Origin of the sequence: Nostocoides jenkinsii Ben 74, from assembly GCF_001046875.1 — a bacterium.
GTDB classification, from domain to species: domain Bacteria; phylum Actinomycetota; class Actinomycetes; order Actinomycetales; family Dermatophilaceae; genus Nostocoides_A; species Nostocoides_A jenkinsii.
The window spans coordinates 2087456-2112497 of record NZ_HF571038.1 but is presented as its reverse complement, the minus strand read 5'-3'; the positions used below and the strand labels follow the sequence as shown (position 1 = coordinate 2112497).

Sequence of the window (25042 nt, the reverse complement as noted above, 5' to 3'; positions counted from 1 at the left end):
CAGTTAGTCAACTGTGGACACCTTGCAAGCTGTCCACAGTTGACTAACTTGTGCTGAGTTGCCGTATGCCGCGTGCCCCCGGCCCCTAAACCGTCGCGATCTCGATCTTCCCCAGAGCCTTTCCGTCCACCACACCCGGGTCACTGTCGGGCGCGGTGCATGCGAACAGCGTCCGCCCGTCCGGCCCGCCGAGCGCGCACGCGAACGCGTTCTGGCTCGTCTCGACCATCCCGGTGACCTCTCCGCCCTCGGCATAGCGCACCACGGCCGCACCCAACGCGGCGGCCACCCAGATCCCACCCTCGGGATCGGCGGCGATGCCGTCGGGGGCGACCATCTGGGGCGCCGTCGACGCCCATACTCGGCGGTTGCTCAGACTCCCGTCCGCCGCCAAATCGAATGCCGTCAGCTGCAGTCGCAACGTCTCCGCGACCACGAGGGTCCGGCCGGAGTCGATGAGCGCCATACCGTTGGGGAAGCGCATGTCCTCGGCGGCGATAACGACCTCGCCGTCGGGCTCGATCCGCACGACCCGAGTGCGCGCGGCGCTCTCGTCACCGAGGATCGTCGGTATGTCGCGCACGTGCATGTCCGCATGGAGGTCGTAGCCGAAGTTGCCGACATACGCCCGGCCGGTCGCATCGGTGATGAGGTCGTTGACGTGGAAGTCGGCGAGGCCAGACAGGTCCGCGTGCACGACGAGGCCACCGTCGTTGTCGAGCCGCAGCACCTTGCGGTCGCGCATGCTCGAGACGAGCAGGCGGCCGTCCGCCAGCCAGCCGAGGCCTGACGGCTGTTGCGGCACGTCGACGATCTTGGTCTCGGTTCCGTCCAGGTCGACCGTATAAACCGCGCGCCGATAGAAGTCGCTGAACCACAACTTCCCGTCGCGCCAGCGCGGGCCCTCGCCGAACCCAAGCCCTTCCAGAAGCACCGTTGCTGCCGTCATGACCTCGCACCTTTCACCGCGAACCGCTCGGCCACCCCGAGCGTTGGAGTTCTCGTGAGGGTACCGACCCCGAGGCCGGCGAGCCTCAACCCGGATCCGGCCTGCGCCGTCCGGACGTCAGACCTGGTCGGGCAATCGGGAGCGAGTAGAGCCAGGTGGAGTTGACACCTGCGACTTAACGATATATCTTTCACATGTCGCTACAACGAAGCGATGATCCGGAGCAGGACGCGGGGGCGTTCGCCCGGACCCACACCTTCTTGCCGTGTCGTCAATCCGACCGGCACTCCACCACGAGGAGATGCACCATGAACAACGATCGACACGATCACGAGTTCTCCGACTACCAAGACGAGGGCCCGCGCCGCGGCCGGGATCGCCGTCACGGTCGCCGCAGCCCCGGCGACAACCCCTTCGACAACCTCTTCGGTCCGCAGGGTCCGTTCGGCAAGTCCGGGCCCTTCGGCCCCGGCGGCCTGTTCGGCCCCGAGGGCGCCGACCTGGCTCGCTCCTTCTGGGAGGCCGCCAAACGCGGCCAGGCCGAAGCCGGCTTCGACCGCTCCCACCCGATCTGGGGCGGTGAGTATGCTGCGGAGCCCGCCACCGAGCGTGGCCGCCGCGGTCCCCGCGGCGAGCGCGGCCCCCGCGGGGACCGCACCGAATGGGTCGGGCGCGGCGACCGTCCCGAGCGCGAGGGCCGGCCCGAGCGTGAGGGTCGCGCCGAGCGGGGCGAGCGCGGCGGACGCGACGAGCGTCACCGCCACGGCCCGCACCGCGGCCACTTCGCCGGTCGCCGGGGTGGGCGGCGCCCGCGCGGCGATGTCCGCCTCGCGGCGTTGCTGCTGATCGCCGAGGAGCCCCGCAATGGCTACCAGCTCATCGAGGAACTCGCCGGACGGACGGGCGGAAGCTGGCGACCCAGCTCCGGCGCCATCTACCCCGCGCTGGCACAGCTTGAGGACGAGGGCTTGATTGCGCCGAACGAGGTCGACGGCCGCAAGGTCTACGAACTCACCGACGCCGGCCGCGATGCCGTTGCGGCACACCAGGGTCCGGCGCCGTGGGACACCGCGACGCAGGATGCCAGTGATGCCCTCGGAGGTCGCCCCGGCGGCCAGATGTGGCAGGCCTTCGGTCAGGTCGCGATGGCGACCAAGGCCGTCGGCGCCACCCGCAATGCCGCGACCTTCGCCGAGGCCACCAAGGTCCTCGATGAGACACGCCGCGCCCTTTATCGCATCCTGGCCGACGGTCCGCAGGACGCACCGGCGCCTACCTATGACGATGCGGTCGACGCGGAGTTCGTCGAGGACGACCTCAGCGACTGACGCGGAGCACCCGCTCGTCGGATTCGCCTGACCCCAGGTCACCGAGCCTGAACAAGGGCCGTGCCTGAACACAGGCTGACCCCGAACACCAGGCTGCGCCTGCACACCAGGCCACGAGGGCTTCCCCTCGCCGCAACTCGCGGCGGGCGGAAGCCCTCGTTGTCTCACCCCACCCGCGACCGGCGACTGCCCCTAGCGCGCACGGCTCCGGTCCGGGACCATGGGGGGACCATCGGCGCAGGGAGGCGGCATGGACAGCGAGATCACGGCATACCTAGAGGAAGTTCGGGCCCACCGGGGGGAGCTGGGCGAGGCGATGCGAGCCCTTGATGACGCGCTCGCGATGCCGCTCGGGCTCGGCCAGCTCTGGCGTCGCCGGGTGCGCGCGGCCTTGACCGAACTCGCCCACGATCTGGAGGATCACGTCTCCCTTACCGAGGCCCCCGGCGGTCTGTATGCCGATCTGCGCACCCGCTCCCCTCGGCTCGCCTCGGGTGTCGAGGCTCAGCTCGCCGACCACGTCCACTTCGTCACCGAGGTGGGCCGGCTGCTCGACGCGCGGGATGAGGGGACGGCGGGCGAGGACGTCGCCGGGCATCGCGAGGCGATCAACCAGCTGCTCGCCCTGCTCGCCCGCCATCGCCAGCGCGGCTCGGACCTGATCTACGAGGCGTATGCCGTGGACATCGGCGGCTCCGATTGACACCGACGCCCTGACGCCGACGCGCTCACTCCAGGACGGCCCAGCCGTGCGCCGGCACCGTGACCCCTGATCCGTCGAGGCTGGTCCCGTCCGGCCCGGTCGCCACAATCTCGCTGACGTCCAGGTTCGCGAAGGCCGCCGGATCGTCGGTCAGGTTCAGGCACACCACAATTCGCTCGCCCGCGGCGCCCGCCCCATCAACTCCTTCCACCGCGAACGCATACGTCTCATTGGCCAACGCCAGATCCGTCGTGCGCCCGGTGTGCAGCCACCGATGCCGACGGCGCACCCCCACCAGCGCGCGGAGGGCTTCGGCGTGTTCGTGACCGAGCGAGAGGTCTCCGGGGGTCGGCGGCATGACCGGCCGGACCTGATCGTCGCCGCCGATCCGATCCTCCTTGACCCCGGTGTAGCCCATCTCGTCGCCGTAGTAGATCGACGGCGTGCCCCCGACGGCGAGCAGGACGGCGTGTGCGTGCCCCAGGTGCCGCGGGTCGCCGATCTGGCTGGCGATCCGCGTCACGTCGTGATTGCCCACAAATGTCTGCGGCACAAAGGAATCCAGAAACTCGCCGTGTCGACCCAGGGCGTGCGACAGCTCGAAGAAGTTGCCGCTCGCCAGGCTTGACCAGATGGCCTTCCACAACTCGTACTGCGTCACCGAGTCCATCCCCGACGCCCCGACGATCGCCGGATAGTCCCCGTGAATGACCTCACCCAGGACATAGGCGTCGGGATAGCGGTCGCGCACCCGCGGCAGGACCCGCGCCCAGAACGACTCCGGGACGGCGTATGCCGCGTCCAGTCGCCATCCGTCGATCCCCCGGCCCAGCCAGTGACACATCACGTCAACGACGAGGTCCGCGACCTCCGGGGCGTCGTGATTCAACTCCACCAACGCCTGGTGGCCCTCGAAACAGTCATACGCGGGCAAGCCGAGATCGTTCGTGCTCCCCCAGTGGAAGCGGAAGAGCCGGCTCGCCGCCGACGCCTCACCACCGGCGACCGCCTCCCGGAACGGCTCAAACTGCGTGCCCACGTGATTGAAGACGCCGTCGAGGAGGACGCGGAGGCCGGCCGCGCGGCATACGGCAAGGAAGTGGTCGAAGTCCGCGTCGTCGCCGAGGCGGGGATCGATCCGGAAATAGTCGATCGTGTCGTAGCCGTGGGAGCCGGAGGCGAACACCGGCCCGAGGAGAATCCCGTTGAGCCCCAACCCGATCACGTGCTCGACCCACGCTTCGAGGTGCTCGAAGCGGTGCCGGATCGGGGCCGCGTCGGCGGTGCCCGGCTCCTGCACCGCCCCGACGAAACCGAGCGGATAGACCTGCCACCACAATGCGTCCTCGACCCAGTTCGGCATGGCCCAACGCTAGGACACCCACGAAGTTCTCCGCTCGTACCTCGCTCCGATACTTCGCGGGGACCCCGTCCACGACTTTCGCAACACGGCCTAGGACACCCACAGGGCCAACCACGGGGTCCCGGCCCAGGCGCTAGCGTGCGGTTGTGGCCGACATGCGCGCCGTCGTGATCGACGGAAACGACAACATCACGCTCGACTCGATGCCGGTGCCGACCCCTGGCCCCGGTGAGGTCCTGATCAAGCCGGGCGCGACCGGCATGTGCGGGACGGACCTGCACCTGTTCAGCGGCCACTACGCGCCGGGGGAGTACCCGCTGGTCCCCGGGCACGAGTTCGCCGGGACCATCGCCGGCGTAGGCGCTGGCGTCACCGGCCTCAGCGAGGGTGATCTTGTCGCCGCGGCCACCGCCGCGATGCGATCCCCCGACGCGCTGAAGGTCCAGATCCCGTAGGCGCGCTGCGCGTCCCAGCGTTCGCGCGTTGACACCGAGCGGCCCGAGCGACAAGTGATGGGGCAGGCTGGCCTCATGACCGCTGCCATCCACCCGCGCCTGCAACCGCACTTCGACACCGTCATCGCCCGCAATCCGGGTGAGGCGGAGTTCCACCAGGCCGTCTTCGAGGTCATGCAGAGCCTGTCGCCGATCATCGGCAAGTTCCCGGCGTTCGCGCAGTGGTCGATCATCAAGCGGCTGTGTGAGCCGGAGCGGCAGATCATCTTCCGGGTGCCGTGGGTTGCCGACAACGGCGAGATCCAGATCAATCGGGGCTTCCGGGTCGAGTTCAACTCCGCGCTCGGGCCGTTCAAGGGCGGCCTGCGCTTCCACCCGAGCGTCAACCTGTCGATCATCAAGTTCCTGGGCTTCGAGCAGGTCTTCAAGAACGCTTTGACGGGTATGCCGATCGGCGGCGGCAAGGGCGGCTCGGACTTCGACCCCAAAGGCCGCTCCGACGGCGAGGTCATGCGCTTTTGTCAGTCGTTCATGACCGAGCTGTATCGCCATCTCGGCGAATACACTGACGTCCCGGCCGGGGATATCGGTGTCGGCGGGCGGGAGCTGGGCTACCTCTTCGGGCAGTACAAGCGCATCACCAACCGCTATGAGTCCGGCGTCCTCACAGGCAAGGGGCTGTCGTGGGGAGGGTCGAAGGTCCGCACCGAGGCGACCGGCTACGGCACGGTGTTCTTTGCGCAGCAGATGCTCGCGACGCGGGGCGAGAGCTTTGAGGGCAAGAAGGTGCTCGTCTCCGGCTCCGGCAATGTCGCGATCTATGCGGTCGAGAAGGTCCACCAACTCGGGGGCACCGTCATCGGCTGCAGCGACAGCAATGGCTACATCGTCGACGAGGCCGGTCTCGACCTCGACCTGCTCAAGGACCTCAAGGAGGTGCGTCGGGCGCGTCTCTCGGAGTATGCCGAGGCCCGCCCCGGGGCGCGGCACATCGCCGACGGTTCGCTCTGGGACGTCCCGTGCCAGATCGCGCTCCCTTGTGCGACCCATAACGAGCTCCCGCTAGACGCGGCAAAGTCGTTGCTGGACAACGGGGTTCAGCTGGTCGCCGAAGGGGCGAATATGCCGTGCACTCCCGAGGCGATCGACCTCTTCCGCGAGGCGTCGGTGTTGTATGCCCCGGGCAAGGCCTCCAACGCCGGGGGCGTCGCGACGAGCGCATTGGAGATGCAGCAGAACGCCAGCCGCGACGCGTGGTCGTTCGAGGACACCGAGGCGCGGCTGGAGCAGATCATGAGCGACATTCACACGCGCTGCGTGGAGACCGCCGCGGAATTCGGCGCCCCCGGCGACTATGTGACCGGCGCCAACCTGGCTGGCTACATCAAGGTGGCGGACGCGATGGTGGCGCTGGGCGTCATCTGAGCCGGGGCGTTATCTGATCTGGCCTTATGCGATCTGGGCTGCGTCAGGCGCAGTAGTCGCAGCGTCCCGTGGCCGGCAGGGCCATGAAACAACTCGGGCAGTATGCCGCTTCCCGCTCCGGCACAACGGCTTTCGTCGCGCGGGTGGTAGGTGTCCGGGTAGCGGGCGTGCGGGTGGAAGATGTGCGAGCGCCTGAGGGCGTCCGGGCGCGCCACCCACCGAGCGGCTCCGGCGCCCCCGCCCAGCGGTAGCACTCGATCCGATCGGCCGCCGCCTGGCTTTCCCGATCCCGACCACCCGCGGAGGTGTCGCGGCCATAGGCGGCCAAGGACGCGGCATACGACTCCCCGACCTTGCCGTCGCCCTGGACGACGAGGGAGGTCAGCGGTGGGATGCCCTCCGCGTGGGTCGCGATGGCGAGCGATTCGAGGCAGTGCGCGAGCCAGCCGGCGGGCTGGCCAAGCGCGTGCACCCCGCCCCGGCGCTGCACCTCATCGGCGAAATCACTCTGCGAGATGGTGGCGTTGGCTTGACTGGCGATGCCAGCGAGGAGGTCTCTCCCCGCTGGGACCCAGGCCGCTTCCGCGGCCGCGCGGCCGATGATGCGGCCCTCGACGTTCCGAGCGAACCCACCAATGGCCATGTGCAATCCCCTCGTCGAACCGCGGCGGCGAGCCGCCTGCACTCCCTTGAGGATAGGCGGGGCGGCTATGGCGCCTGCTGTCGGCCCGTTCCCGCGGGGGCGAGGGAATCGCAATACCCATTGGTAACATCGCCTTTGTTCGACCGCGACCCGGAGGGCACCATGTCCGACTTCCCGTATGCCGACCGCTTCCCCGTCCACCGGACCCTCCCCGAGCAGGGTCGGCCGCGCGAAGACCTGCTGGCCGAGCTAACCGCGATGGCCGCCGAGGAGGACGCGGTCTGGGAGAGCGGCAAGATCTCCGGGACGATGTATTGCGGCGATCACGAGCACTACGCCTACCTGACCGAGGCGTTCGCGAAGTTCGCCCACGTCAACGCGCTGCAGCGGGACATGTGCCCCTCGCAGACGAAGTTCGAGGGCGAGATCATCGCCATGGTGCTCGACCTGATGCACGCTGAGGCCGTGACCGGCACGAGGCCCGGCGGGCTGGTCACCAGCGGCGGGACCGGCAGCATCCTGCACGCGATCCTGGCTTATCGGGAGTATGCCGCGGCCACCCGCGGCATCTCGGCCGCCGCCGGGCGCCTGCCGAACCTCGTGAAACCCGAGACCGCGCATCCCGCCTTCGACAAGGCGTGCCATCTGTTCGGTATCGAAAACCGCACTGTCCCAGTGGATCCCGCAACGACCTTGGTCGATCCCGCGGTCGTCGCGGCGGCGATCGACGACAACACCATCGCGATTGTCGGATCGGCCGGGAACTATCCATACGGCACCATCGACCCGATCGCGGAGTTGGGTCGGATCGCGCTCGATCGCGGCGCGGGCCTGCACGTCGACGGTTGTCTCGGCGGATTCATCCTGCCGTTCGGTGAGGAACTCGGCTATCCCGTGCCGGCCTTCGACTTCCGCGTTCCCGGCGTGACGTCCATCTCGGCGGACACGCACAAGTACGGCTACGCGTTCAAGGGATCGTCGGTTGTCGTGTTCTCGGACAAGGCGATTCGAAATGCGCAGTACTTCCACCAGGTCGGCTGGTCGGGAGGCAAGTACATGTCACCTGGCATGGACGGCTCCCGATCGGGCGGCCTGCTCGCCGCGACCTGGGCGTCGATGGTTCACCTCGGGCGGGACGGTTATCGGGCCTACGCCCGGGACATCTTTGCGACAGCCGAGGCAATGATGGCGACGGTGCGCAGCCACCCGGAGTTGCGCATCATGGGCGCACCAACGTTCTGCTTCTCCTTCACCAGCGACGCCTTCGACATCTATCACGTGGCCGACTTTATGAAGCCGCGTGGCTGGCGGTTCAACGGGCAGCAATATCCCAACGCCATTCACCTCGCAGTCACCCGCCCCCAGACCAAAGCCTGTGTGTTGGAGGCCTTTTCGGCGGATCTCGCCGAGGCGGTGGCGTATGCGCGGGAGCAGCAGGCCGCCGGGCGCCTCGCGCACTCGGGGGCGATTTATGGCGGCGTGATCGGCGGCCTGACGAGTGAGGTCGAGGCTGTTATGACGATGATCATGGACGGCATGCTGGACACCCAACAGTCCCTGCCACCGGCTCGCGCCTGAGGTTCTGGACGTGGGCGCAGACCTCGTCCTGGCGGTCGACCTCGGCAGCGGTGGCCCCAAGGTCGGCTTCCACACAGTCACCGGGGAGCCGGTGTGGTGGTGGTACGAGCGGGCGAGCGCGGTCCACGGCGCCGCCGTTCAGGACCCAAACATGTGGTGGGACACCATCATTGGCGTTGCCGCCAGCGCGATCACGAGCGGCGCCGTCGTCGGCTCGCGCGTGGTCGGTATCGCCTGCACCGGCCAATGGGCGAGCACTGTGCCGGTCGACGCCGACGGCCTCCCCGTTGCCGAATGCCTGATGTGGAGCGACACGCGCGGCGCGGAGCACTCGGCGCGACGCTTCGGCGGGCCCGTCCTCGGGTATGCCGCGCGCCCCCTGACGACCTGGCTGCGCCGATCCGGCGGGGTGCCCAGCCCCACCGGCGCGGACCCGATCGCGCACATGCTGCACCTGCGCCACGACCGCCCCGAGGTCCCCGCCCGCTGGCATCTCGAACCCGTGGACTACTTGACGATGCGCTTCACCGGCGTTGCCGCCGCCACGCCCGCCTCGATGACCGCCGCCTGGCTGACGGACAACCGGGATCTCGGCCACGCGGCATACGACCCGGTATTGGTGGGGTTAGCCGGGGTCGATGCGGACCGGCTGCCGCCGCTGCGACCCACCGGGAGCATCATCGGCCCGGTCCGCTCGGACGTCGCGGAGGCGCTTGGAATCCCCTCGGCGACAATGGTTTTGGCGGGCACGCCGGACTTGCAGAATGCGATTGTCGGCTCTGGGGCGATCGACCTATATGCCCCGCATGCGTCCTTGGGCACGTCGGCGTGGATCTCGTGTCCGGTGCCGGCGAAGAAGACCGACGTCCTGCGGTCGCTGGCGTCGGTGCCGGGCATCGGCGACGGGAACTACGTGCTCGCCGACAATCAAGACAACGCCGGGCGGGCGCTGGAGTGGTTCCGGGACGCCTTCGCCCCCGATCTGTCGTATGCCGATCTCCTCGCCGCCGCTGACTCCGTCCCGGCCGGATCGGGTCGGGTGCTGTTCACCCCGTGGCTGAACGGTGAGCGCTCGCCGGTTGACGATCGTGCGGCCCGCGGCGGGTTCCACAACGTCTCCCTGGAGACGGGGCGCCCGGAGCTGACGCGGGCGGTCCTCGAGGGCGTGGCGTTCAACCTGCGATGGTTGCTCGCGGGGGCGGAGAAGTTCACCGGGCGCCGGCTCGATCCGATTCGCGTGATCGGTGGGGGCGCCGCGTCGGAGGTGTGGTGCCAGATCCTGGCCGACGTGTGCGACCGGACGCTGGAGCGCGTCGCCGATCCGCTGCTGACCGGGTTGCGCGGCGCGGCAATGATGTTTGGGCTGGCCATGGGGGCGGTGCGCGCGGCGGACGTCCCGGGGCTCGTGCCGATTGATCGAACCTTCCGGCCGAACCCAGCGCACCGGGCAACCTACGACGAGCTGTATGCCGAGTTCCCCGGCCTGCACTCGCGCAACAAGCGGATGTTCGCCCGCCTCAACACCCCTCGCTTGTGAGGCTTTCGCACGCTGGTGAGGCTTTCGCACGCTCGTGAGGCTTTCGCCGGAGCTGGTGAGGCTTTCCTGACGCGGTGAGGCGTTATAGCGCCTCACCGCGTCAGGAAAGCCTCACCCACCCGGTCGAAAGCCTCACCGGCGCGGGAAAGCCTCACCAGCGCGAGAAAGCCTCACGACCCGGACTAGCCCCCGACTGGCTGCGGCTGCGTTAGCGGGCAAGGGTACCCACAGCCGGGAGCAGGGCCGTCACGATGGCGACCGTGCCGAAGCTGACGAAGGTCGAGAGGGTCACGGCGCCGGCGACGGTCTCGACGTCCGCCTCATACTCCTGCGCGAGGATGAAGGCGTTGACCGCCGTGGGCATGGCCGAGGCGAGGACGAGCGCTTGCAGCGGGAGAGCCGGAAGCCCGATGGCCCACCCGAGCCCGACCGCCAGGACCGGGATCACAACGATGCGACCGAGCACCGCGGTGGCGATCGCCCGGGTGATCGTCAGGCCGCGGCTCGCGCCGAGCTGCACACCCAACGCCAGCAGCAGCACGGGAAGCGTTGCCTGCGAGAGAAGTTCGATCCCGCGGCCGATCCCCACCGGCACCGGCACCCCCAGATTGCGCACCAGCAGCGCCACCCCCATCGCCCAGATCGCCGGCAACCGAAGCACCGCGCGCACCGTCCCCCGCACGCCACCCTCGGCCCCATAGACCGCGGGCGCCACGACAAAGGTCAGCACCACGGACGCCAAGAAGATCAGGACGCTTTGATCCAGTCCCATCCGGCCGAGCGCAAACATCGAGATCGGCAGGCCCATGTTGCCGTTGTTTCCGAGGGCGACCGCAACGGCCACCGCCCGGCGGGAGCGCCCCGGCAAGCCGGGCGACAACGCGAAGCCGGCGAGCAGGGCCAGGGCGACCACACCGACATACGCCCCGATCAGCTGGGCACCTTCCCGCCCCGAGACTTGCGTTGTCAGGAGCGTATGCAGGCACAACGCCGGCGTCAGGGCATAGAGGACGACCTTGCCGATGGTCGCCTGGTCCAGCGGGAAGGATCGACCCAGCAGCGCACCCACCCCGGCCACGACGAGCACCGGGACGATGACGTCGAGCAAAGCCGCGAGCAGGGCCACACCGGGACCCTAAGCGGGCTCGGCCCGCGCAGACCTGGCGTTTCACCCCCCGGAACCGGGTCAGGCGTGCTTGGCGACCTCGGCCCTCACGAGGGCGGCGAAGGTGTCGATGTCAGCTTCGCTGGTGTCGAAGGAGCACATCCAGCGCACTTCGCGGCGGGCCGCGTCCCAGTCATAGAAGGCGTAGTGCTCCCGCAACGGCTCGGCCACCCCCTCGGGCAGGATCACGAAGACCCCATTGGACTGGGTGTCCTGGCTGAACTCGATGCCCGGGACATCGCTGAGCGCCGCGCGGAGCCGCGCGGCCATCGCGTTGGCGTGGCCGGCGTTGCGCTGCCACAGGTCACCCTCATACAGGGCGATGAGCTGCGCCGACACAAAACGCATCTTGCTCGCGAGCTGCATATTGAACTTCCGTGAAAACAGAAGTCCCGCAGACGAATCCGGGTTCAGGACCACCACCGCTTCGGCGCCGAGGGCACCATTCTTGGTGCCGCCGAGCGAGAGGATGTCGACCCCGGCGTTCGTGGTGAAGTCCGCGAACGGTATGCCGAGCGCGGCGGCGGCATTGGACAGGCGCGCGCCGTCGACATGCACGACCATCCCCAGCGAGTGCGCCAGATCGGTCAGCGCCTGGATCTCGGCGGGCGTGTAGAGCGTGCCCAATTCGGTCGACTGCGTGATCGACAGGGCCAGCGGCTGAGCCCGGTGCTCGTCGCCATAGCCCCACGCCTCGGTCTCGACCAATTCCGGCGTGAGTTTGCCGTCGTCCGTGGCGACGGTGAGCAGCTTCAGGCCGGCCACGCGCTCGGGAGCCCCGCCCTCATCGACGTGAATGTGCGCGGTCCGTGCGCAGACGACGGCCCCCCAGCGCGGCAGAATCGACTGCAGCGCAGTGACATTCGCACCGGTGCCATTAAAGACGGGGAAGGCCTGGGCCGCCTCGCCGAAGTGGCCGCGGATGACCTCCTGCAGCCGCTCGGTGTAGACATCATTGCCATAGGCCGACTGATGGCCGCCGTTCGCGGCCGCGATCGCGGCCAACACCTCGGGGTGCACACCGGAGTAGTTGTCGCTGGCAAAACCGCGCCGCTGCGCATCGTGCAAAGTAGTCACCGCGGCATTATCCCCGTGGCGCGATCCCCGCCGGAAGCCGCCGAGTCGACACTCATGCCAGTGCCGTCACGATGCGCCCACCGAGGACGTCGACGTGGGTCCAGGCGCCAAAGTCCTTCTCGGGGTTGGCTTCTCGGTCGGCATCCGAATAGAGCGCCAGCACCCGCAGGATGTCTGAGCCACCACCGGTCTTGGCCAATTCATGGCCGAGCGCTTGCGTCCAGGCCTCGGCGGCCGCCTTGGCCGCGAGATAGTTGGCATTGCCGGCGCGCGGGGCCGCAAGTCCGGTGGTGCTGACGATGATCAGGCGCCCACCACTCGCCGCGAGCGCCGCAAAGAACTCCCGGCTCGTGTGGCGCAGCGTGTCGATGACCCGCTCGGACAGGAACTCCCAATCGGTGTCACTCTGCCCGGCCACGCCCCCACCGCCGCGCCACCCACCCACGAGGTGGACGAGTGCGTCGACCGGTCCAGCCGCGCTGACTTCGCGGGCGTATGCCGCGACGGCCGCCGCGTCGGAAAGGTCCACTTCCGACCGGGTCACCGGTACGACGTCGTGCCCGGCCGCGCGCAGCGCGCGCACAACCGCCTGACCGGACGGCCCCGCCGCGCCGGCAACAACGACCCGCCCCATCAGGCGGCGCCGCCGGCCATCGGGCCGACCTCGATTGAGCTGACGCTGGAACCGGTGATGCCGGACGTCGACAAGATGGTGTCGCGCATCTTGCGTTCGAAGGCTTCGTAGAACATCGACAACGGGAACTCGTCGTCCAGCACCAGGTCGGTCAGACCCTTGGGTGGCCCGTCGAGCGGGAGGTCACCGCGCTTCCATACGGATGCGGGGTGCGGCTCGACCGTCGCCGAGACCAGGTCGTACGCGCGTAGCCAGTGGACGATCTTGGGGCGGTCAATGGACTCCCAGTAGAGGTTCTCGATCGCCGCGCCGAGTTCGTTGATGACGTCCGGGACCTGGTCCCAATCGAAGGCGAGCGCGCTATCGGTCCAGTGCAGCACCCGGTTGCGGTGGAGCCACGCAAAGAGGAACTGGCCGCCGAGTCCGTCGTAGTTGCGGACCCGGGAGCCGGTGATGGCGAAGCGGAAGATCCGGTCGAAGATCACGGCATACTGCACGAGTTTGGCGCGGTCGGCGAGCAGCGCCTCGTCCTGGCTCGGCTCGGCCACCGCGGCGATTCGGCGCTCGATCGCCACCGCCTCGCGGAAGGCCGTGAGGTCGCAGCGCAGCTCCTCCAGGGAGTAGAGGAAGTAGGGCATCCGCTGCTTGATCATGAACGGGTCGAACGGCAGGTCACCCCGCATGTGCGTGCGGTCGTGAATGAGGTCCCACATGACGAAGGCCTCTTCGGTCAACTGCTGGTCGGCCAGCAGCCGCTGCACGCCCTCGGGCAGGTCGAGGTTGGTCACCTCGGCCGCGGCCGCGACGACGCGGCGATAGCGCGCGGCCTCGCGGTCGGCGAAGATGCCGCCCCAGGTGAAGCTCGGAACCTCGCGCATCGCGACCGACTCGGGGAAGAGCACGGCCGAGTTCGTGTCATAGCCCGGGGTGAAGTCGAGGAACCGGATCGGCACGAACAGCTTGTTGCCGTAGTCGCCGGCTTCGAGATCGGCGACGAAGTCGGGCCAGATCACTTCGCAGAGAACGGCTTCCACGAGACGGCTGGTGGAGCCGTTCTGCGTGTACATCGGGAAGACGACGAGATGGCGCAGTCCGTCGATGCGATGGCGCTCGGGGTGGAACTCCATCAGGGAGTCGAGGAAGTCGGGGACTCCGAAGCCCTGGTCGGCCCAGCGCTCGAAGTCGACGACGACCGCCTTGAGATAGGCCTCGTCGTGGGGGAAGGACGGCGCCAGGTCGGTGATGGCGTCGATGATCGAGCGCACCAGCTCCCGTGCCTGCGCAGCATCCTCGGAACGCTCCAGAGAGCCGTCCTTAGCCTGCAGTGCTTGCAGTGCGGTCGCGGCCCCCTTGAGCAGGGACCACGAGGCACCGAACTCCGCGTCCATCACCTCAGGATGGACAAGATTCGCTCTCATTGTGGCGTTCATACGCAAAATTGTCGCATATCACGTCGCTTAGCAGGAAATGTTGCGTGGCCGCACCTCGGGTGGGCGGTGCTGGGAAGCCCGACCCGCGGAGCACCGACTCCCCGGGGGAGCCGGGTCTACCCTGCGTCGTATGGGGCAACCCGCGGTGGCGGTGTGGCAGATGGCGCCGGTAATGCGGTCACCGGCTCGGAATCTGGCGCGTCTGCGGAGTTCGGCCTCGTCCGCCGCGGCGCGCGGCGCGACCCTCCTGGTCACGCCAGAACTGGCCCTGACCGGCTACGACATCGGGGACCTCGGCGACGACCTGACCTCGGCCTCGCTCGTGGACGACGCCGCAGCCATCGCCCGGGAGGAAGGCATCGGCCTGATCGTCGGTGTCGCTTTGCGGGAGGAGCCGGAGGGCGTCACGTGGAATGCCGCCGTGGCCATCGATCGAGCCGGAACGATCTGTGCGGCATACCGAAAAGTCCACCTCTTCGGCGGACTCGACCGCTCTCGCTTCGCCCCCGGCCCGGCGCCGCCTGCCGTCGTGCAGGTCGATGGGCTGCGCGTGGGGATCTTCCCCGCGTCTGCGGATGTCGGCCCGGCCGATGCCGACACGAACCCGGACTCGGCCGCCCTCGCCTGGCGCAATGGCGTCTGGGTGGCGAATGGCAATCTGGTGCCGCGTCATTTCGGCCTGCCGACCGTCACCGTGCCGCTGGGCCTGATGGCCGACATCGGGATGCCCGTGGGTGTGACCCTCCTCGCCGAGCCGTATGCCGACACTCGCCTCCTGCAGCTGGCCTCGGCTATCTCGGCCCTCCGCGACCGACGAGTGGCGCCACCCCTCACCCCTCAACTCACTTAACCGGCCCGACTCACCAATCCGGCCCGACTCGCCAATCCGGCCCGACTCGCCAATCCGGCCCGACTTACCTAACCGGCGGAAAAGTGATCGTCAGTGCCACCGGCACGGTGGCCCGCCCGCGGGCCGGCGGGTCCAGCCCCGCTCTGTCAGCCAACACATCCCGCGCGACCACCTCGCCCGTGAAACTCATGGCCGCCTGCCCGGCCGGCACGTCGAAGACCGCAATGTGCCAGTCGGAGCCGTTTGGTCCGGTGGAGCTTTCGCGATAGATCTCCAACGGGCGGTACGACGTGCCCGCCACCAGCAGCGAGAGCTGGTTGAGCGAGATTGAGGAGGTGTATGACGCCGAGTTGGACGTCCCCTTGGGACGCCAGTAGGCGGCATACCGGGGTGAAAATCGCACGGAGACATAGACATTGTTCTCGGTGTTCCACCCGACCGTGCGCCGCTCGGAGACCGCGCCGCCGGTAGTCGGGGCGAGATATGGCGAGCGCTTCACCTGGACCGTGCAGCCAAAGACGCGACGAAAGCCGACCGACATCGTCGCCGGGGCAAGGTCGGGGCACGCCGTGTCCACCGCGTCCGCAATGGTGTCGTAGTAGCCGCGCGGGATGTGCCCGACCCGCTTGCCGGAGGCGACATCGATCCACTGGACCAGCCCGTCATAGCCAACGCCGACGCGCGCGTCGCGGCCATCGGTCGAGACCGCGACCGCCATCCGCGGGGCGGACACCGACACCGGGTACTCCTTCCCTCCGGTCGACACGAGCAGCGGAGGATGCCATCGGCTCTGGCAGTCCCGTCGCCTCAATCACGACGAACGCACCGCCGGCCGGGGGTTCGCGCCGCCCGTCCGGGTCCAGCGTCGCGCCTCGCACCAGCGACAACTTGAGATCTACGCGTCCGACCGGTGTGATGACGAAGGCCGGCGTCGAGGCTTCGGAGGGTGTCGAGATCGCCCGCACATCTCCCGGCGTCGCGCGAGCGATCCCCGCTGCCGTGGCGACCCCGGAGCTAGCCGATCCGCCGGGCTGCAGTCGCTCGTCGATTGGGGCAGCCGAGCAGCCGGCGACGATCGCGGCAATAGCCAGCGATCCCACCAGCGACGGTGCCCGCAACCGCATCGTTGTTCGCCATTCCCGCTGGCCGGTTTGCCAGCCGACTCCGCTGACCGTAACTCCCGAACACACATGGTGCAGCCCAGGACGCGAGGAAGAGGATTACTCGTGCAAAAACTCTCGTTACTCAGAACGCGCAGGTCAGGGTATGTGTCCGGCGAAGGCTCAATCCCCAGCCGGCAACGCTCGCCGCGCCGCATCGTCGTGACGATGCTCCTGCAGAGCGGCAGCCAGGAAGCGGTAGGTCCACTCCTGCGCCAACGCGCGATTCTCCGCGAAAACGATGGGAACGCTCGGCCACCGGATCTGACATTCGGCCAGCGCGTCGGCCACCAATGACGGTCGCACGTGCTCCAGTTTGAAGATCTCCGAATACCGATGCTCGACAACGACGGCCGCTCGCGGCACCGCTTCGAGGGCACTGAGCCGATAGGCCATTCGCCCTCCCGACAGCGCCGCCGAGAGGTCACCCAGCCCTTTTCGCTCGACCACCGCGATCAGTTCGTCCTCGACAAACATCCCGTAGTCCCCAACGGGAAGCGCCCGCTTCACCGTGCTGGCCTGCTGGTGGCCGAACTTCCAGGCGTACTTCTCCCGCGTGTCGACAACGATCTCTAAATCCCCCACGCCACTGCCGCGCGCGGTCGGTAGGTCGATATTCGGGCGGGCTGCCTTGGCCACACGTGCGTTCTGCCAGAAGATCATTTCCCGACCGCGGGCCTTGGTGAGCACGAACTGGCTGTGGGACTCCCGCGTCCGGTCGGCCACGATGTCGATAGCCGCCCCGCGCCGCGTCACCGAGCGCAGCGGCGTCGTCTCGACGATCTCCAGATCGTCACTCCACTCTTTGTCGTGGCGGTGACAATAGACCTTGCTCGCCCGCGGCCAGGTCTCGCGAGCGCGCAACACGATCCCGTCGCCCAACGGAATGCGCACGAGGAAGGGCAGGCTCGAGTCCGGATCGGGGTTGCGCGCGACAAGCAGCGGGTCCGGCACGCCCCCAGGCTAGGGCGTCCGACCCGCCTCGTTCTAGGCGACAATCCCTCGTATGGCGATCCTAGAGGGGTCGGCAGTCGTTGCTGCAGCCCTCAAGGGCCCCAGGCGCGGGTGGGCCGTCGGCGTGCCGGGCTGGTCGGTGGAGCACGGCGGTCGCGGGCGTGAAACGAATCTCCGACTCGTCCGCCTCAGCCTCACCGTCCACCAGCAGCGCGTAGCCATGGTGCTCCGCCGGCGGGAACAGCAACGTCGCTGCGGGGTTGGCGGCAAGGTTTCGTTCGCTTCCCGCACTGGGCGGCAACGCAAGAACTCCTTCGCGCACAACGGGATCCGCGGACACCACCTTCACCTTGCCGCCGCTCGTGACAGTCAGGAGGTATGCCGCGGGGAAGTCCCCCACCACGCTCGCCAGGCGATCCACGTCCACAGGGATGCTCATACTCCCCACCGTAGGAGGGACTTCCGACGAAAACCACCCTTCCCCGAAGACATGGACCCCATTGCTTGACATACAACCATTTAGTTGTAGGTTTGAGCCATGGTCGAGACCAGTGAGGATCGGGCAGATGGCCTGTTCCACGCGCTCTCCGACCGCACGCGGCGCGACATCCTGCGGCGCGTGCTGGCCGGTGAGCACTCGGTCTCGACCCTGGCGGCGAGCTACGACATGAGCTTCGCCGCCGTGCAAAAGCACGTCGCCGTGCTGGAGAAGGCCGGACTGATCACGAAGCGTCGCAAGGGCCGGGAACAACTCACCAGCGGCGACGTCGCGGCCGTGCGTTCGGTCGCCGAGATGCTCGATGAGCTTGAGACGATCTGGCGCGGCCGAATCGACCGAATCGACGCGCTCCTCGCGCACGACAACCCACCTCCGACAGAAAACGAGAACTGACATGCCAGTCACCGACATCACCAAGGACCTCGATAACCGCACGCTGACCTTGACCGCCCGGTTCGCCGCGCCGGCGCAACGACTGTGGGATCTGTATGCCGACCCGCGCCAGATCGAGCAGGTGTGGGGTCCGCCGACCTACCCGGCGACCTTCGTCCAGCACGAGCTGACCCCCGGGAGCCAGACGCGCTACTACATGACCAGCCCCGAGGGCGAGAAGTTCTGCGGGCTCTGGGACATCACGAGCACTGACGAGCCCCACGGCTTCACCTTCATCGACAGCTTTGCTGACGCCGATTTCCAGCCCGTTGGCGAGATGCCGTCGACCGAGGCCACCGTGTGCTTCACCGCCGACGGTGACGAGACCGTGATGACTTGGACCAGCGTCTATGCCTCGGCCCACGACATGCAGAAGGTGCTCGACATGGGCATGGAAGAGGGCGCTCGCCAGGCGACCAACCAGATCGACGACTTCCTGGCACGCCACCCCGCAGCCTGACGAGTCCGGCTGCCTGACCATCAGGCGAGCACTCCGCGACCATTAGGTGAACACGCCGAGTAACCGCTTGCATTCGGCGCAGAATGGAGCCATGAACGGCACGCAAAGCCCTTCGTCCATCGACCTTCTGGCCGCCGTCAACGTGCGACTCGACCTGCTCGGTCTCCCCAAGGTCCAGGCGGTCGAGGCGGGGCAGGCCGCGGCCGATGCGCTCATCGCCCCCCTCCTGAAGCGGCAGCGCGAGCTCAGCCGGCGCCTGGCCGACCGGCTTCCGCCCGTCGACGAGCGGATCGAGGCGTTCCTCGCGGCATACCTCGACGGCGTCGAGCCGGCCCCTCGCCTCCCGAGGCGCACGCTCAATCTCGACCTGCCCGGCCTCGCGCGCACCCTGTCCCTCCCGGTCGACGCCGACGACTACAGCTCCGGACTGATCACGAGCTACCGCCTCGCCAATGGCGTGCTGCACAACCCGCGCAACGACCGCCGCACCACCGCCGGCGTCTTCCACATCGCCGAGGGCGGCCTGCCGATCCCCGACGACAAGAAAGCCGTCCCGCGCGCGGTCTTCGCCGCCCTCCTCGACCGGGCGCTCACCCCGCCCGCCGAGGCCCTCGAACTCCCGATCACCTCCACCCAGGACGAGCCAGCCGCGTGCTTCGTCTCGCTGCTGCTACGCCCGCTGGTCATTGTCGGCGTGCCGGGCCACACCCGGGAACGCCGAATGGAGACGCGGTTCATCGTGCCTGGCTCGATGGTCGCCAATCTCGACTTCGTCGAAGGCATCTTCGGCAATGCCGGCGATCCCTATCTCCCGGAGAACGACGCCGCGCTCGACCCACTGGGCTGGACGGGGCACACCGGTCTGGTCATCCTCGCCCCACACCTGACCACCGCAACCAAGAAGTCGCTCGGCCTCCCGCACCGCGACGACGCCACGGAGCGCCAGGTGCGCGACGGCATGTGCTGGAGCGACCCGGCCGAGGTTTACAACGGGGGCAAGGCCTTCAAGGTCTGCGCCCGCGACGAGCGCGGCGTCATGGTGACGATCATCGCCGACAACTACTTCGGCTACTGCAAGAAGGAAGTGAAGACCCAAATCTCCATGTCCGCCAATCTCTTTGGTGGCGCGGAGGAAGAGCACTCCGGTGGTGCCATCGTCTTCCCGTCGTGGGACGAGGGCCAGGAGTTCGTCAATACGTATGCCGCGGACGCCCCCTCCGTCGCCGACGTCACCTCCCGCGACCCGTCGGGGTGGGCGCTGGACTCGGGCGGGTGGGCACGCGCCACGGGGCAGCGCGGCCTGGTCCTCGTGCCGGCCGGCGCCCGTTTCTCCCTGCACGACCGCTCGATCACGTGGCCGGGGGACGAGGGTATGGTGCGCATCCCGTTCCGTGGGGACACGACCTACCTCGACACCACCGGCTTCCGGGTCGCGATGAAGCAGGTGCGCCGAGATCCGGTGCAGTGGACCATCATCGGCACGTCGGCCACGGCGACCGTGTGTCACAAACCGTCGACTGTCTCCGGCGGCGGCAAATCGGAGATCTCAAAGTCGATTGCGGACGCGATCACCATCGGGCAGGCCTATGTCGCGGACTTCGATGCCGACATGGACGCCGTCGAGGCGATCGTCAGCCGCGACTACAGCGACCGTTATGCCGAGCCGTTGTGGAACGGCCAGGACCACCGGCCCCTGCTCGGTGCCGACCGCAGCACGGGCAGCATCATCAAGCTGTTCACCCCGAGCTCGGAGTACTCCGAGGAGCACAACTCCTTCATCCGGGCGATCCCGGCGCATGTGCTGCAGCTCGTCTATGTCATCAAGAAGGCCTACCGCGCCGAATGGGGCGCCGATTGGCGCAGCCACTTCTCGGTCAGCCGCGTCAACGGCCGTCCCGGCAATCGCCTGCGCCTGGACGGCGAAAACGTCCTGGTCGACATGCTGCGCGTCGGCTTTGAGTCGGACGGGTCTTATCGGCTCTTCTCGCTGCGGCCAGACTTCTCGCCAGCCATCAAGGTGCAGGCTGAGGATGACATCACCGCCTCGGTGGTGGTCCCCACCGGCGGCCCCGATGCGCCATCGGTGAAATATGTCGAGAACTGCGAAGGCCTGCTTTTCCAGCGCCCCGACGACGCCATCGTGCCCGGCTATGACTCCACGGCCGAGGCCGATATCGCTTCTCCCGGAACGTTTTTGTCCAACTTCGAGCCCCTCGACCGGGCTGCCGTGACCGAACTTGCCGATGACGCCGTCGCTGTCAGTCAGTTCACCGAGCCCATGCGTGACCTGCTCACCGGGTTCGCGTCGGGCACGCTGGCGAGCGACGCGGCATACCTCGTCTGCTCCGCGCGACCCAGGCTCGTTGACGGCAAGCCGTCGAAGAACCCGCGCTACTTGCAGGTGCGGCCCGACCTCGCCGACCCGGTCGGCACGTCGACCGCGATGACGTCGCTGCGGCTCGGGCGGGGCCTCTCGCTGGCCGAGCCGATTGCGACCGGGGTGGATGTCGTCGCGGCCGGGCGACGCAACAACCCCCCTGCCGAGGGGGTGCCAGCGCTCTGCGCCTTCGGCCCGCTGCACTACCTCGAACTCCCCGAGTTGCTCATGGAGTTCATCTCCTCGATGACGGGCAAGTCGCCGTCGACGACCGGCGCCGGCAGCGAGGGCGCGATGACCAAGTCGCCCTTCAACGCCCTGCCGACGACCTACGACCTCAACGCCGCCTTCTTGTCCTTCGCCCTGACCGGCTATGACGGCTGGATCTCCGGCGCCGGCCACGTCGGACCGCAGGTTCGCGTCGACCATGACGTCAGTCTGCTCATCCCGGAGCTGTTTGCGCGGATGCGGCCCGCCGAGCGGTCGGCAGCGGCTCTCATCGACGCCGGCCATCTGGAGCGCATGACCGATGTGACGCTGCCCGACGGTCGAGTTGTTGCTGCGAGCCGGCTCGGCTATCGAATCACCTCGAAGTTCGCGACGACCTTCCTCGGTCGCATCTTTATGCACCCGGACGCAATCTTCACCGAGGCGATTCTGCGGCCGGAGACTCAGGACCTGACAGCCTTTACGGACTCGGTGGACGTGATGGTGTCGACTCACGAACGGGTCGCCCGCTCCTACCTCAAGGACGGCACCATCGACTCGGCCTGCCCACCGGTGCGCGCGCTGCTGGAGATCATGGCCGACGGCATCTCCGCCGATGGCCATACCCTCGACGATCCCGCCTTCCGGGCGATGTTCACGCGCGAGGCCGTCCTGGCCAGCCCGTGGTATGCCGAGCGCCTCGACGCCGCCCAAGCCCAGCTCGTTGTCCGCGCTGAGGCGGGGATCGCGTCCCTCGAGGAGCTGCTCGCGGCCGATGGCGATGATCGTGTCAGCGACCGAATGTCTCTGCACGACCGGCTCTCGGAGGTTGTCCAGGCACGCGAGGAGGCGATGTCGCCGGCGACGCGGGCCCGCCTGGTGGGCACCTTGGGGCGGCAGCCACGGTTCCGTTGACGGGACGGTCCACCGGTTCCTGAACCGGTCGGTCCTGCCCCGTCTGTCCCGCCGACCGATTTGGGCGCGCGCTGTGGCACACAAGGTGAGCGGATCGCCATACAGTCGGCGAATGACACGCGAAGAGTCACTGGAGCCGGCCGGCGAGACCTCGGATGTCGACGCGAACCCGGCTGCCCGCGTCGCCAACCCCCGCCTCGCCCACATCGTCTTGTCGACGGCCTTCATCGAGAATCATGAGCCGGCCCAAGTTCAGGCCTATATCGACGCGCTTGTCGCGGCGCAGGAGCAAGCCCACTCCACCAGCGAGGACGACCTTGCCGACGGCCTGCGTGACCGCCTCGACGCCGCCGGGGTGATCCTGCCGGACGAGTCCTATCGCAATCTCGCGCGCCAGGTCCACGACAGCGCCGGACTCGCGGTGAGTTCCGACTCCGGCGAGGTGCTGTATGGCGATCCCCACCTCGCCCAGCCGACTCACGAACCCGACGTGCGCGGCACCGACGACCCCGAGGACCCGGACCGCCCGGTCTACTCCTGAGGGTCGTGCCCGAGCCACCGATTCGGCCGCTGCCCACCAGGGCTAGCGTGTGGCCATGTTCGGCCGATCAACCCGCACCCTGACGTTCCTCACTGGCGCACTGCTGCTTCTCGGTGCGGGATGCTCCAGCGGCGATGTCAGCCCGTCGGCTACGGTCAGCGCCTTGGCGACCTCTGAATCGTCGACGCGCGTCGAGAGTTCGCCCACCGGCCAATCAAGCACTACGACAACGGATCCCGCGACGGGCAGCTCCGGCAACGACCGGGTCACCATTGCCGACCTGCTGGCTTCTGCGGAGGTTCCCGCGAGGTGCGATATGCCCAAGCAGACGCTGATCAACGGGGCGACGGACCCCTCGTTTTCCCCGCGCAGCGGTTGGCTGATCTTGGACGACGGTGTCGGTCCGATTGCGGCCGATCTCAACGGCGATGGGAATCAGGAGCTGGTGGTGCGCTTCGGCTGCACGGCCGGCGGCGTCGGATGGCCCGAACTGCTCTTGGTGTACACCCCGGCCCACGGCTCCTCGGCTATGTCGACCTCGCCGAATTCAGCCAGCGAGAGCACAGCTACGTCACTTCGTGGTCGCCGGGCTCAGGAGCAATCGGCGTGGTGTGGCAGAGCTACGACGGAGCCGGCTCTGGCATAGAACACATCCGGGGAATGCTGACGGCGGATGACGATCACGTCACGTTGGACGTGATGTCGTCGAGGACTCCCTCCGATGGCGCTGAGGCGGTCGGCAACGCCTTTACGAAAGCGCTGATGGAAGGGGACGCGGCGAAGGCCCGGCAGCTGGCCACCCCGGAGGCGCTGGCCGCCCTCGGACCCGACTGGGAGTCAAGTCAATTCAGCGGTGCCAGCCAATGCGTCGTTCGCGACGAAAGTTTCCCGATGAGTTGTGAAATCACCATCGTGACCGGCGAGCCGATCGAAGGAAACTTTGCCATCATCTACCGTTTCGACTTCACCTCCGATGCGGAGGGTCAGGTCAAGATCTCCGCAATCTCCAACCAGGGTGACGCGGGCTAGGTCGCCGGCGACCCGGGCACCAATCGCCGGTTTCGAGGACTCGATTTAAGGCGGTATGCTGGTTACTGAGGCGTACTCGGGCCGGACAGTGGCGTCCGCCGTAGCCCCTCACCACTTTGGCTTAACGCCCACCCCCCTTGGTAGGATTTACCAGAATTACTTCGAGTCGCTCGAGCACGGGCGCGAGCATTCAGACGTCCGGTCGCAGGCGGTGTCAAGGCGTCGTAGCAACGTGGGGTTGGCCGAGGAGGAGTCGTTCGAAGGATTCGCGGGGGGTGAGGTAGCCCAGGACGGCTCGGGGGCGTTCGTTGAGTTCTTCGGCGATGGAGTTCAGGTAGGGCTGATGGGCGGGGATGTTCTCGCCCTTGGGGATGTACTCACGGATCAGGCCGTTGGTGTTCTCGTTGCTGGGACGCTGCCAGGGGCTGTGTGGATCGGCGAAGTACACCGGCAGGTCGGTGGCGACGGTCAGCGCGGCGTGGCGGGCCATCTCGCTGCCTTGATCCCAAGTCAGCGAGGCGCGCATCATTTCGGGTAGGGCGTTGACGTGCTCGATCAGGACCTCGGCCAGGTCGTCGCTGGACTTGCCGTGATGCAGGGCCACGATCACGGTGTACCGGGACATCCGCTCGACCATGGTGGCTGCAGCGCTGGCGCCGTTCTTGCCGATGATCAGGTCGCCTTCCCAGTGCCCGGGTACCCTCCGCTCGGCGCTGCCGGGGTGTTCGTTCTCCCGGGCGGTGATGGGACGCATCCCCACGATCGGGGCCCCGCGCCTGCTCGATGAGCGGGGCTTTCGCTGGGTGCGCTTGGAGCGCAGGAAGACCCCGTGGCGGACCAGCTCGGCGCGGGGCATGGCGTAAATGAACTGGTAGATCGCCTCGTGCGAAGCCAGCAGGCCACCGGCCGGTAGGGAACCCTTCATGACCTCCACGGTGGCGTCCTCGGCCTCCAACTTCAACCGGCCGGCGATCTGACGGGGCGTGCGAGACTGCCGCAGATCGGCCAACACCCGCTGACCCAGCAGCGGATCGGCGGCCACCTTGCGCGGCTGCGGACGGGCGCGGCGCCGTTGGGCCCGCACGTCGGCGCTGACCACCCGATACCCACACGTCTTGGTGGAGTTCCGGGCAATCTCCCGGGTGATCACTGACCGATCCCGGCCCAGGTCACGCGCGATCCGCGCCGGGCTCCAGCCCGCCTTCAACCCAGCCGAAATCTCCGCCCGGTCCTTGATCGTCAACTGCCGTCTCGTGCCTGCCACCGGTCCAGCCTCCCAGCCTTCAGCCCCGATCCAGTGGAGGCTGTTGCTTGGACGCTATGACCCTGCC

At 68.0% G+C, this 25042-nt stretch carries 24 protein-coding genes; 13 read left to right on the top strand and 11 right to left on the bottom strand.

What is annotated here, in order from left to right:
• Positions 1-85: 85 nt before the first annotated feature.
• Positions 86-949: an SMP-30/gluconolactonase/LRE family protein gene (locus tag BN13_RS09930; RefSeq protein WP_048546456.1), complete on the bottom strand. Its 864-nt coding sequence runs from the start codon at positions 947-949 to the stop codon at positions 86-88.
• Between the two features lie 308 nt (positions 950-1257).
• Here BN13_RS09930 and BN13_RS18340 point away from each other — a divergent pair, with 308 nt between their 5' ends.
• Together BN13_RS18340 and BN13_RS09920 are read left to right on the top strand one after the other, a co-directional pair.
• The gene (locus BN13_RS18340; RefSeq protein WP_053079770.1) at positions 1258-2277 is read left to right on the top strand and encodes a PadR family transcriptional regulator; all 1020 of its coding nucleotides are present in this window, start codon (positions 1258-1260) and stop codon (positions 2275-2277) included.
• A gap of 250 nt (positions 2278-2527) precedes the next feature.
• The gene (locus tag BN13_RS09920) at positions 2528-2980 is read left to right on the top strand and encodes a hypothetical protein (protein WP_048546454.1); all 453 of its coding nucleotides are present in this window, start codon (positions 2528-2530) and stop codon (positions 2978-2980) included.
• A gap of 25 nt (positions 2981-3005) precedes the next feature.
• On the opposite strand, the gene BN13_RS09915 is transcribed toward BN13_RS09920, so the two are convergent.
• Positions 3006-4343: an alpha-amylase family protein gene (locus BN13_RS09915; protein WP_048546452.1), complete on the bottom strand. Its 1338-nt coding sequence runs from the start codon at positions 4341-4343 to the stop codon at positions 3006-3008.
• A 155-nt stretch (positions 4344-4498) separates the two neighbouring features.
• Between BN13_RS09915 and BN13_RS09910 the strand changes: the two genes are divergently transcribed.
• Both BN13_RS09910 and gdhA read left to right on the top strand, forming a co-directional pair.
• Positions 4499-4798, top strand: a complete 300-nt coding sequence (locus BN13_RS09910; RefSeq protein WP_084733948.1) for an alcohol dehydrogenase catalytic domain-containing protein — start codon at positions 4499-4501, stop codon at positions 4796-4798.
• 75 nt (positions 4799-4873) lie between these two features.
• Complete coding sequence (gene gdhA / locus BN13_RS09905) at positions 4874-6223, top strand: NADP-specific glutamate dehydrogenase (RefSeq protein ID WP_048549055.1); 1350 nt, start codon at positions 4874-4876, stop codon at positions 6221-6223.
• 43 nt (positions 6224-6266) lie between these two features.
• Here the strand turns inward: gdhA and BN13_RS09900 are convergent, their stop codons facing one another.
• Entirely contained in the window at positions 6267-6866 is a 600-nt protein-coding gene (locus tag BN13_RS09900) for a hypothetical protein (RefSeq protein WP_048546448.1), read from the bottom strand.
• Between the two features lie 162 nt (positions 6867-7028).
• Between BN13_RS09900 and BN13_RS09895 the strand changes: the two genes are divergently transcribed.
• Positions 7029-8444 carry a pyridoxal phosphate-dependent decarboxylase family protein gene (locus BN13_RS09895; protein ID WP_048549054.1) on the top strand — a complete coding sequence of 472 codons (1416 nt, stop codon included), beginning with the start codon at positions 7029-7031 and terminating at the stop codon, positions 8442-8444.
• A gap of 10 nt (positions 8445-8454) precedes the next feature.
• Positions 8455-9981 carry a xylulokinase gene (locus tag BN13_RS09890; RefSeq protein WP_201329079.1) on the top strand — a complete coding sequence of 509 codons (1527 nt, stop codon included), beginning with the start codon at positions 8455-8457 and terminating at the stop codon, positions 9979-9981.
• A 208-nt stretch (positions 9982-10189) separates the two neighbouring features.
• Here BN13_RS09890 and BN13_RS09885 read toward each other — a convergent pair whose 3' ends face one another.
• Genes BN13_RS09885 through BN13_RS09870 form a run of 4 tightly spaced genes read right to left on the bottom strand, consistent with a single transcriptional unit; the run spans position 10190 to position 14287 of the window.
• The gene (locus BN13_RS09885; protein ID WP_201329078.1) at positions 10190-11107 is read right to left on the bottom strand and encodes an AEC family transporter; all 918 of its coding nucleotides are present in this window, start codon (positions 11105-11107) and stop codon (positions 10190-10192) included.
• 60 nt (positions 11108-11167) lie between these two features.
• Positions 11168-12223, bottom strand: coding sequence for a threonine aldolase family protein (locus BN13_RS09880; RefSeq protein ID WP_048546443.1), 1056 nt, complete (start codon positions 12221-12223; stop codon positions 11168-11170).
• Positions 12224-12275: 52 nt separating this feature from the next.
• The gene (locus BN13_RS09875) at positions 12276-12857 is read right to left on the bottom strand and encodes an SDR family NAD(P)-dependent oxidoreductase (RefSeq protein WP_048546441.1); all 582 of its coding nucleotides are present in this window, start codon (positions 12855-12857) and stop codon (positions 12276-12278) included.
• A complete protein-coding gene (locus tag BN13_RS09870; protein WP_157038534.1) occupies positions 12857-14287 on the bottom strand; it encodes a DUF6421 family protein in 1431 nt (476 codons plus the stop codon). The genes BN13_RS09875 and BN13_RS09870 overlap by 1 nt, the downstream gene beginning before the upstream one ends.
• 37 nt (positions 14288-14324) lie before the next feature.
• Here BN13_RS09870 and BN13_RS20610 point away from each other — a divergent pair, with 37 nt between their 5' ends.
• Positions 14325-15137 carry a nitrilase-related carbon-nitrogen hydrolase gene (locus BN13_RS20610; RefSeq protein WP_084733679.1) on the top strand — a complete coding sequence of 271 codons (813 nt, stop codon included), beginning with the start codon at positions 14325-14327 and terminating at the stop codon, positions 15135-15137.
• Positions 15138-15201: 64 nt separating this feature from the next.
• On the opposite strand, the gene BN13_RS09860 is transcribed toward BN13_RS20610, so the two are convergent.
• From BN13_RS09860 to BN13_RS09845, 3 genes are all read right to left on the bottom strand, one after another.
• A complete protein-coding gene (locus BN13_RS09860) occupies positions 15202-15876 on the bottom strand; it encodes a hypothetical protein (protein ID WP_157038533.1) in 675 nt (224 codons plus the stop codon).
• 544 nt (positions 15877-16420) lie between these two features.
• A complete protein-coding gene (locus BN13_RS09850) occupies positions 16421-17251 on the bottom strand; it encodes an ERCC4 domain-containing protein (protein ID WP_048546430.1) in 831 nt (276 codons plus the stop codon).
• A gap of 61 nt (positions 17252-17312) precedes the next feature.
• Entirely contained in the window at positions 17313-17690 is a 378-nt protein-coding gene (locus tag BN13_RS09845; protein WP_084733678.1) for a hypothetical protein, read from the bottom strand.
• 99 nt (positions 17691-17789) lie between these two features.
• Here BN13_RS09845 and BN13_RS09840 point away from each other — a divergent pair, with 99 nt between their 5' ends.
• From BN13_RS09840 to BN13_RS09815, 6 genes are all read left to right on the top strand, one after another.
• Positions 17790-18143, top strand: a complete 354-nt coding sequence (locus tag BN13_RS09840) for an ArsR/SmtB family transcription factor (RefSeq protein ID WP_048546426.1) — start codon at positions 17790-17792, stop codon at positions 18141-18143.
• A 1-nt stretch (position 18144) separates the two neighbouring features.
• Entirely contained in the window at positions 18145-18642 is a 498-nt protein-coding gene (locus BN13_RS09835) for an SRPBCC family protein (RefSeq protein ID WP_048546424.1), read from the top strand.
• A gap of 91 nt (positions 18643-18733) precedes the next feature.
• Positions 18734-22141, top strand: a complete 3408-nt coding sequence (locus BN13_RS09830; RefSeq protein ID WP_048546422.1) for a hypothetical protein — start codon at positions 18734-18736, stop codon at positions 22139-22141.
• A gap of 112 nt (positions 22142-22253) precedes the next feature.
• Positions 22254-22682, top strand: a complete 429-nt coding sequence (locus BN13_RS09825; RefSeq protein WP_048546420.1) for a hypothetical protein — start codon at positions 22254-22256, stop codon at positions 22680-22682.
• Positions 22683-22737: 55 nt separating this feature from the next.
• On the top strand, positions 22738-23328 hold the full coding sequence (locus BN13_RS09820; protein ID WP_048546418.1) for a hypothetical protein: 591 nt from the start codon (positions 22738-22740) through the stop codon (positions 23326-23328).
• Positions 23289-23711, top strand: coding sequence for a hypothetical protein (locus BN13_RS09815; RefSeq protein ID WP_157038532.1), 423 nt, complete (start codon positions 23289-23291; stop codon positions 23709-23711). Before BN13_RS09820 ends, BN13_RS09815 begins: the two co-directional genes overlap by 40 nt.
• Positions 23712-23925: 214 nt before the next feature.
• Here BN13_RS09815 and BN13_RS09810 read toward each other — a convergent pair whose 3' ends face one another.
• Positions 23926-24975, bottom strand: a complete 1050-nt coding sequence (locus BN13_RS09810; RefSeq protein ID WP_235433932.1) for an IS30 family transposase — start codon at positions 24973-24975, stop codon at positions 23926-23928.
• Positions 24976-25042 lie beyond the last annotated feature (67 nt).

What these genes read in the sequence shown, in the direction of transcription:
- BN13_RS09930 (WP_048546456.1), bottom strand. Translation starts at nt 949, where the DNA reads ATGACGGCAGCAACGGTGCTTCTGGAAGGGCTTGGGTTCGGCGAGGGC.
- BN13_RS18340 (WP_053079770.1), top strand. Translation starts at nt 1,258, where the DNA reads ATGAACAACGATCGACACGATCACGAGTTCTCCGACTACCAAGACGAG.
- BN13_RS09920 (WP_048546454.1), top strand. Translation starts at nt 2,528, where the DNA reads ATGGACAGCGAGATCACGGCATACCTAGAGGAAGTTCGGGCCCACCGG.
- BN13_RS09915 (WP_048546452.1), bottom strand. Translation starts at nt 4,343, where the DNA reads ATGCCGAACTGGGTCGAGGACGCATTGTGGTGGCAGGTCTATCCGCTC.
- BN13_RS09910 (WP_084733948.1), top strand. Translation starts at nt 4,499, where the DNA reads ATGCGCGCCGTCGTGATCGACGGAAACGACAACATCACGCTCGACTCG.
- gdhA (WP_048549055.1), top strand. Translation starts at nt 4,874, where the DNA reads ATGACCGCTGCCATCCACCCGCGCCTGCAACCGCACTTCGACACCGTC.
- BN13_RS09900 (WP_048546448.1), bottom strand. Translation starts at nt 6,866, where the DNA reads ATGGCCATTGGTGGGTTCGCTCGGAACGTCGAGGGCCGCATCATCGGC.
- BN13_RS09895 (WP_048549054.1), top strand. Translation starts at nt 7,029, where the DNA reads ATGTCCGACTTCCCGTATGCCGACCGCTTCCCCGTCCACCGGACCCTC.
- BN13_RS09875 (WP_048546441.1), bottom strand. Translation starts at nt 12,857, where the DNA reads ATGGGGCGGGTCGTTGTTGCCGGCGCGGCGGGGCCGTCCGGTCAGGCG.
- BN13_RS09870 (WP_157038534.1), bottom strand. Translation starts at nt 14,287, where the DNA reads ATGAACGCCACAATGAGAGCGAATCTTGTCCATCCTGAGGTGATGGAC.
- BN13_RS20610 (WP_084733679.1), top strand. Translation starts at nt 14,325, where the DNA reads ATGTTGCGTGGCCGCACCTCGGGTGGGCGGTGCTGGGAAGCCCGACCC.
- BN13_RS09845 (WP_084733678.1), bottom strand. Translation starts at nt 17,690, where the DNA reads ATGAGCATCCCTGTGGACGTGGATCGCCTGGCGAGCGTGGTGGGGGAC.
- BN13_RS09840 (WP_048546426.1), top strand. Translation starts at nt 17,790, where the DNA reads ATGGTCGAGACCAGTGAGGATCGGGCAGATGGCCTGTTCCACGCGCTC.
- BN13_RS09835 (WP_048546424.1), top strand. Translation starts at nt 18,145, where the DNA reads ATGCCAGTCACCGACATCACCAAGGACCTCGATAACCGCACGCTGACC.
- BN13_RS09830 (WP_048546422.1), top strand. Translation starts at nt 18,734, where the DNA reads ATGAACGGCACGCAAAGCCCTTCGTCCATCGACCTTCTGGCCGCCGTC.
- BN13_RS09825 (WP_048546420.1), top strand. Translation starts at nt 22,254, where the DNA reads ATGACACGCGAAGAGTCACTGGAGCCGGCCGGCGAGACCTCGGATGTC.
- BN13_RS09820 (WP_048546418.1), top strand. Translation starts at nt 22,738, where the DNA reads ATGTTCGGCCGATCAACCCGCACCCTGACGTTCCTCACTGGCGCACTG.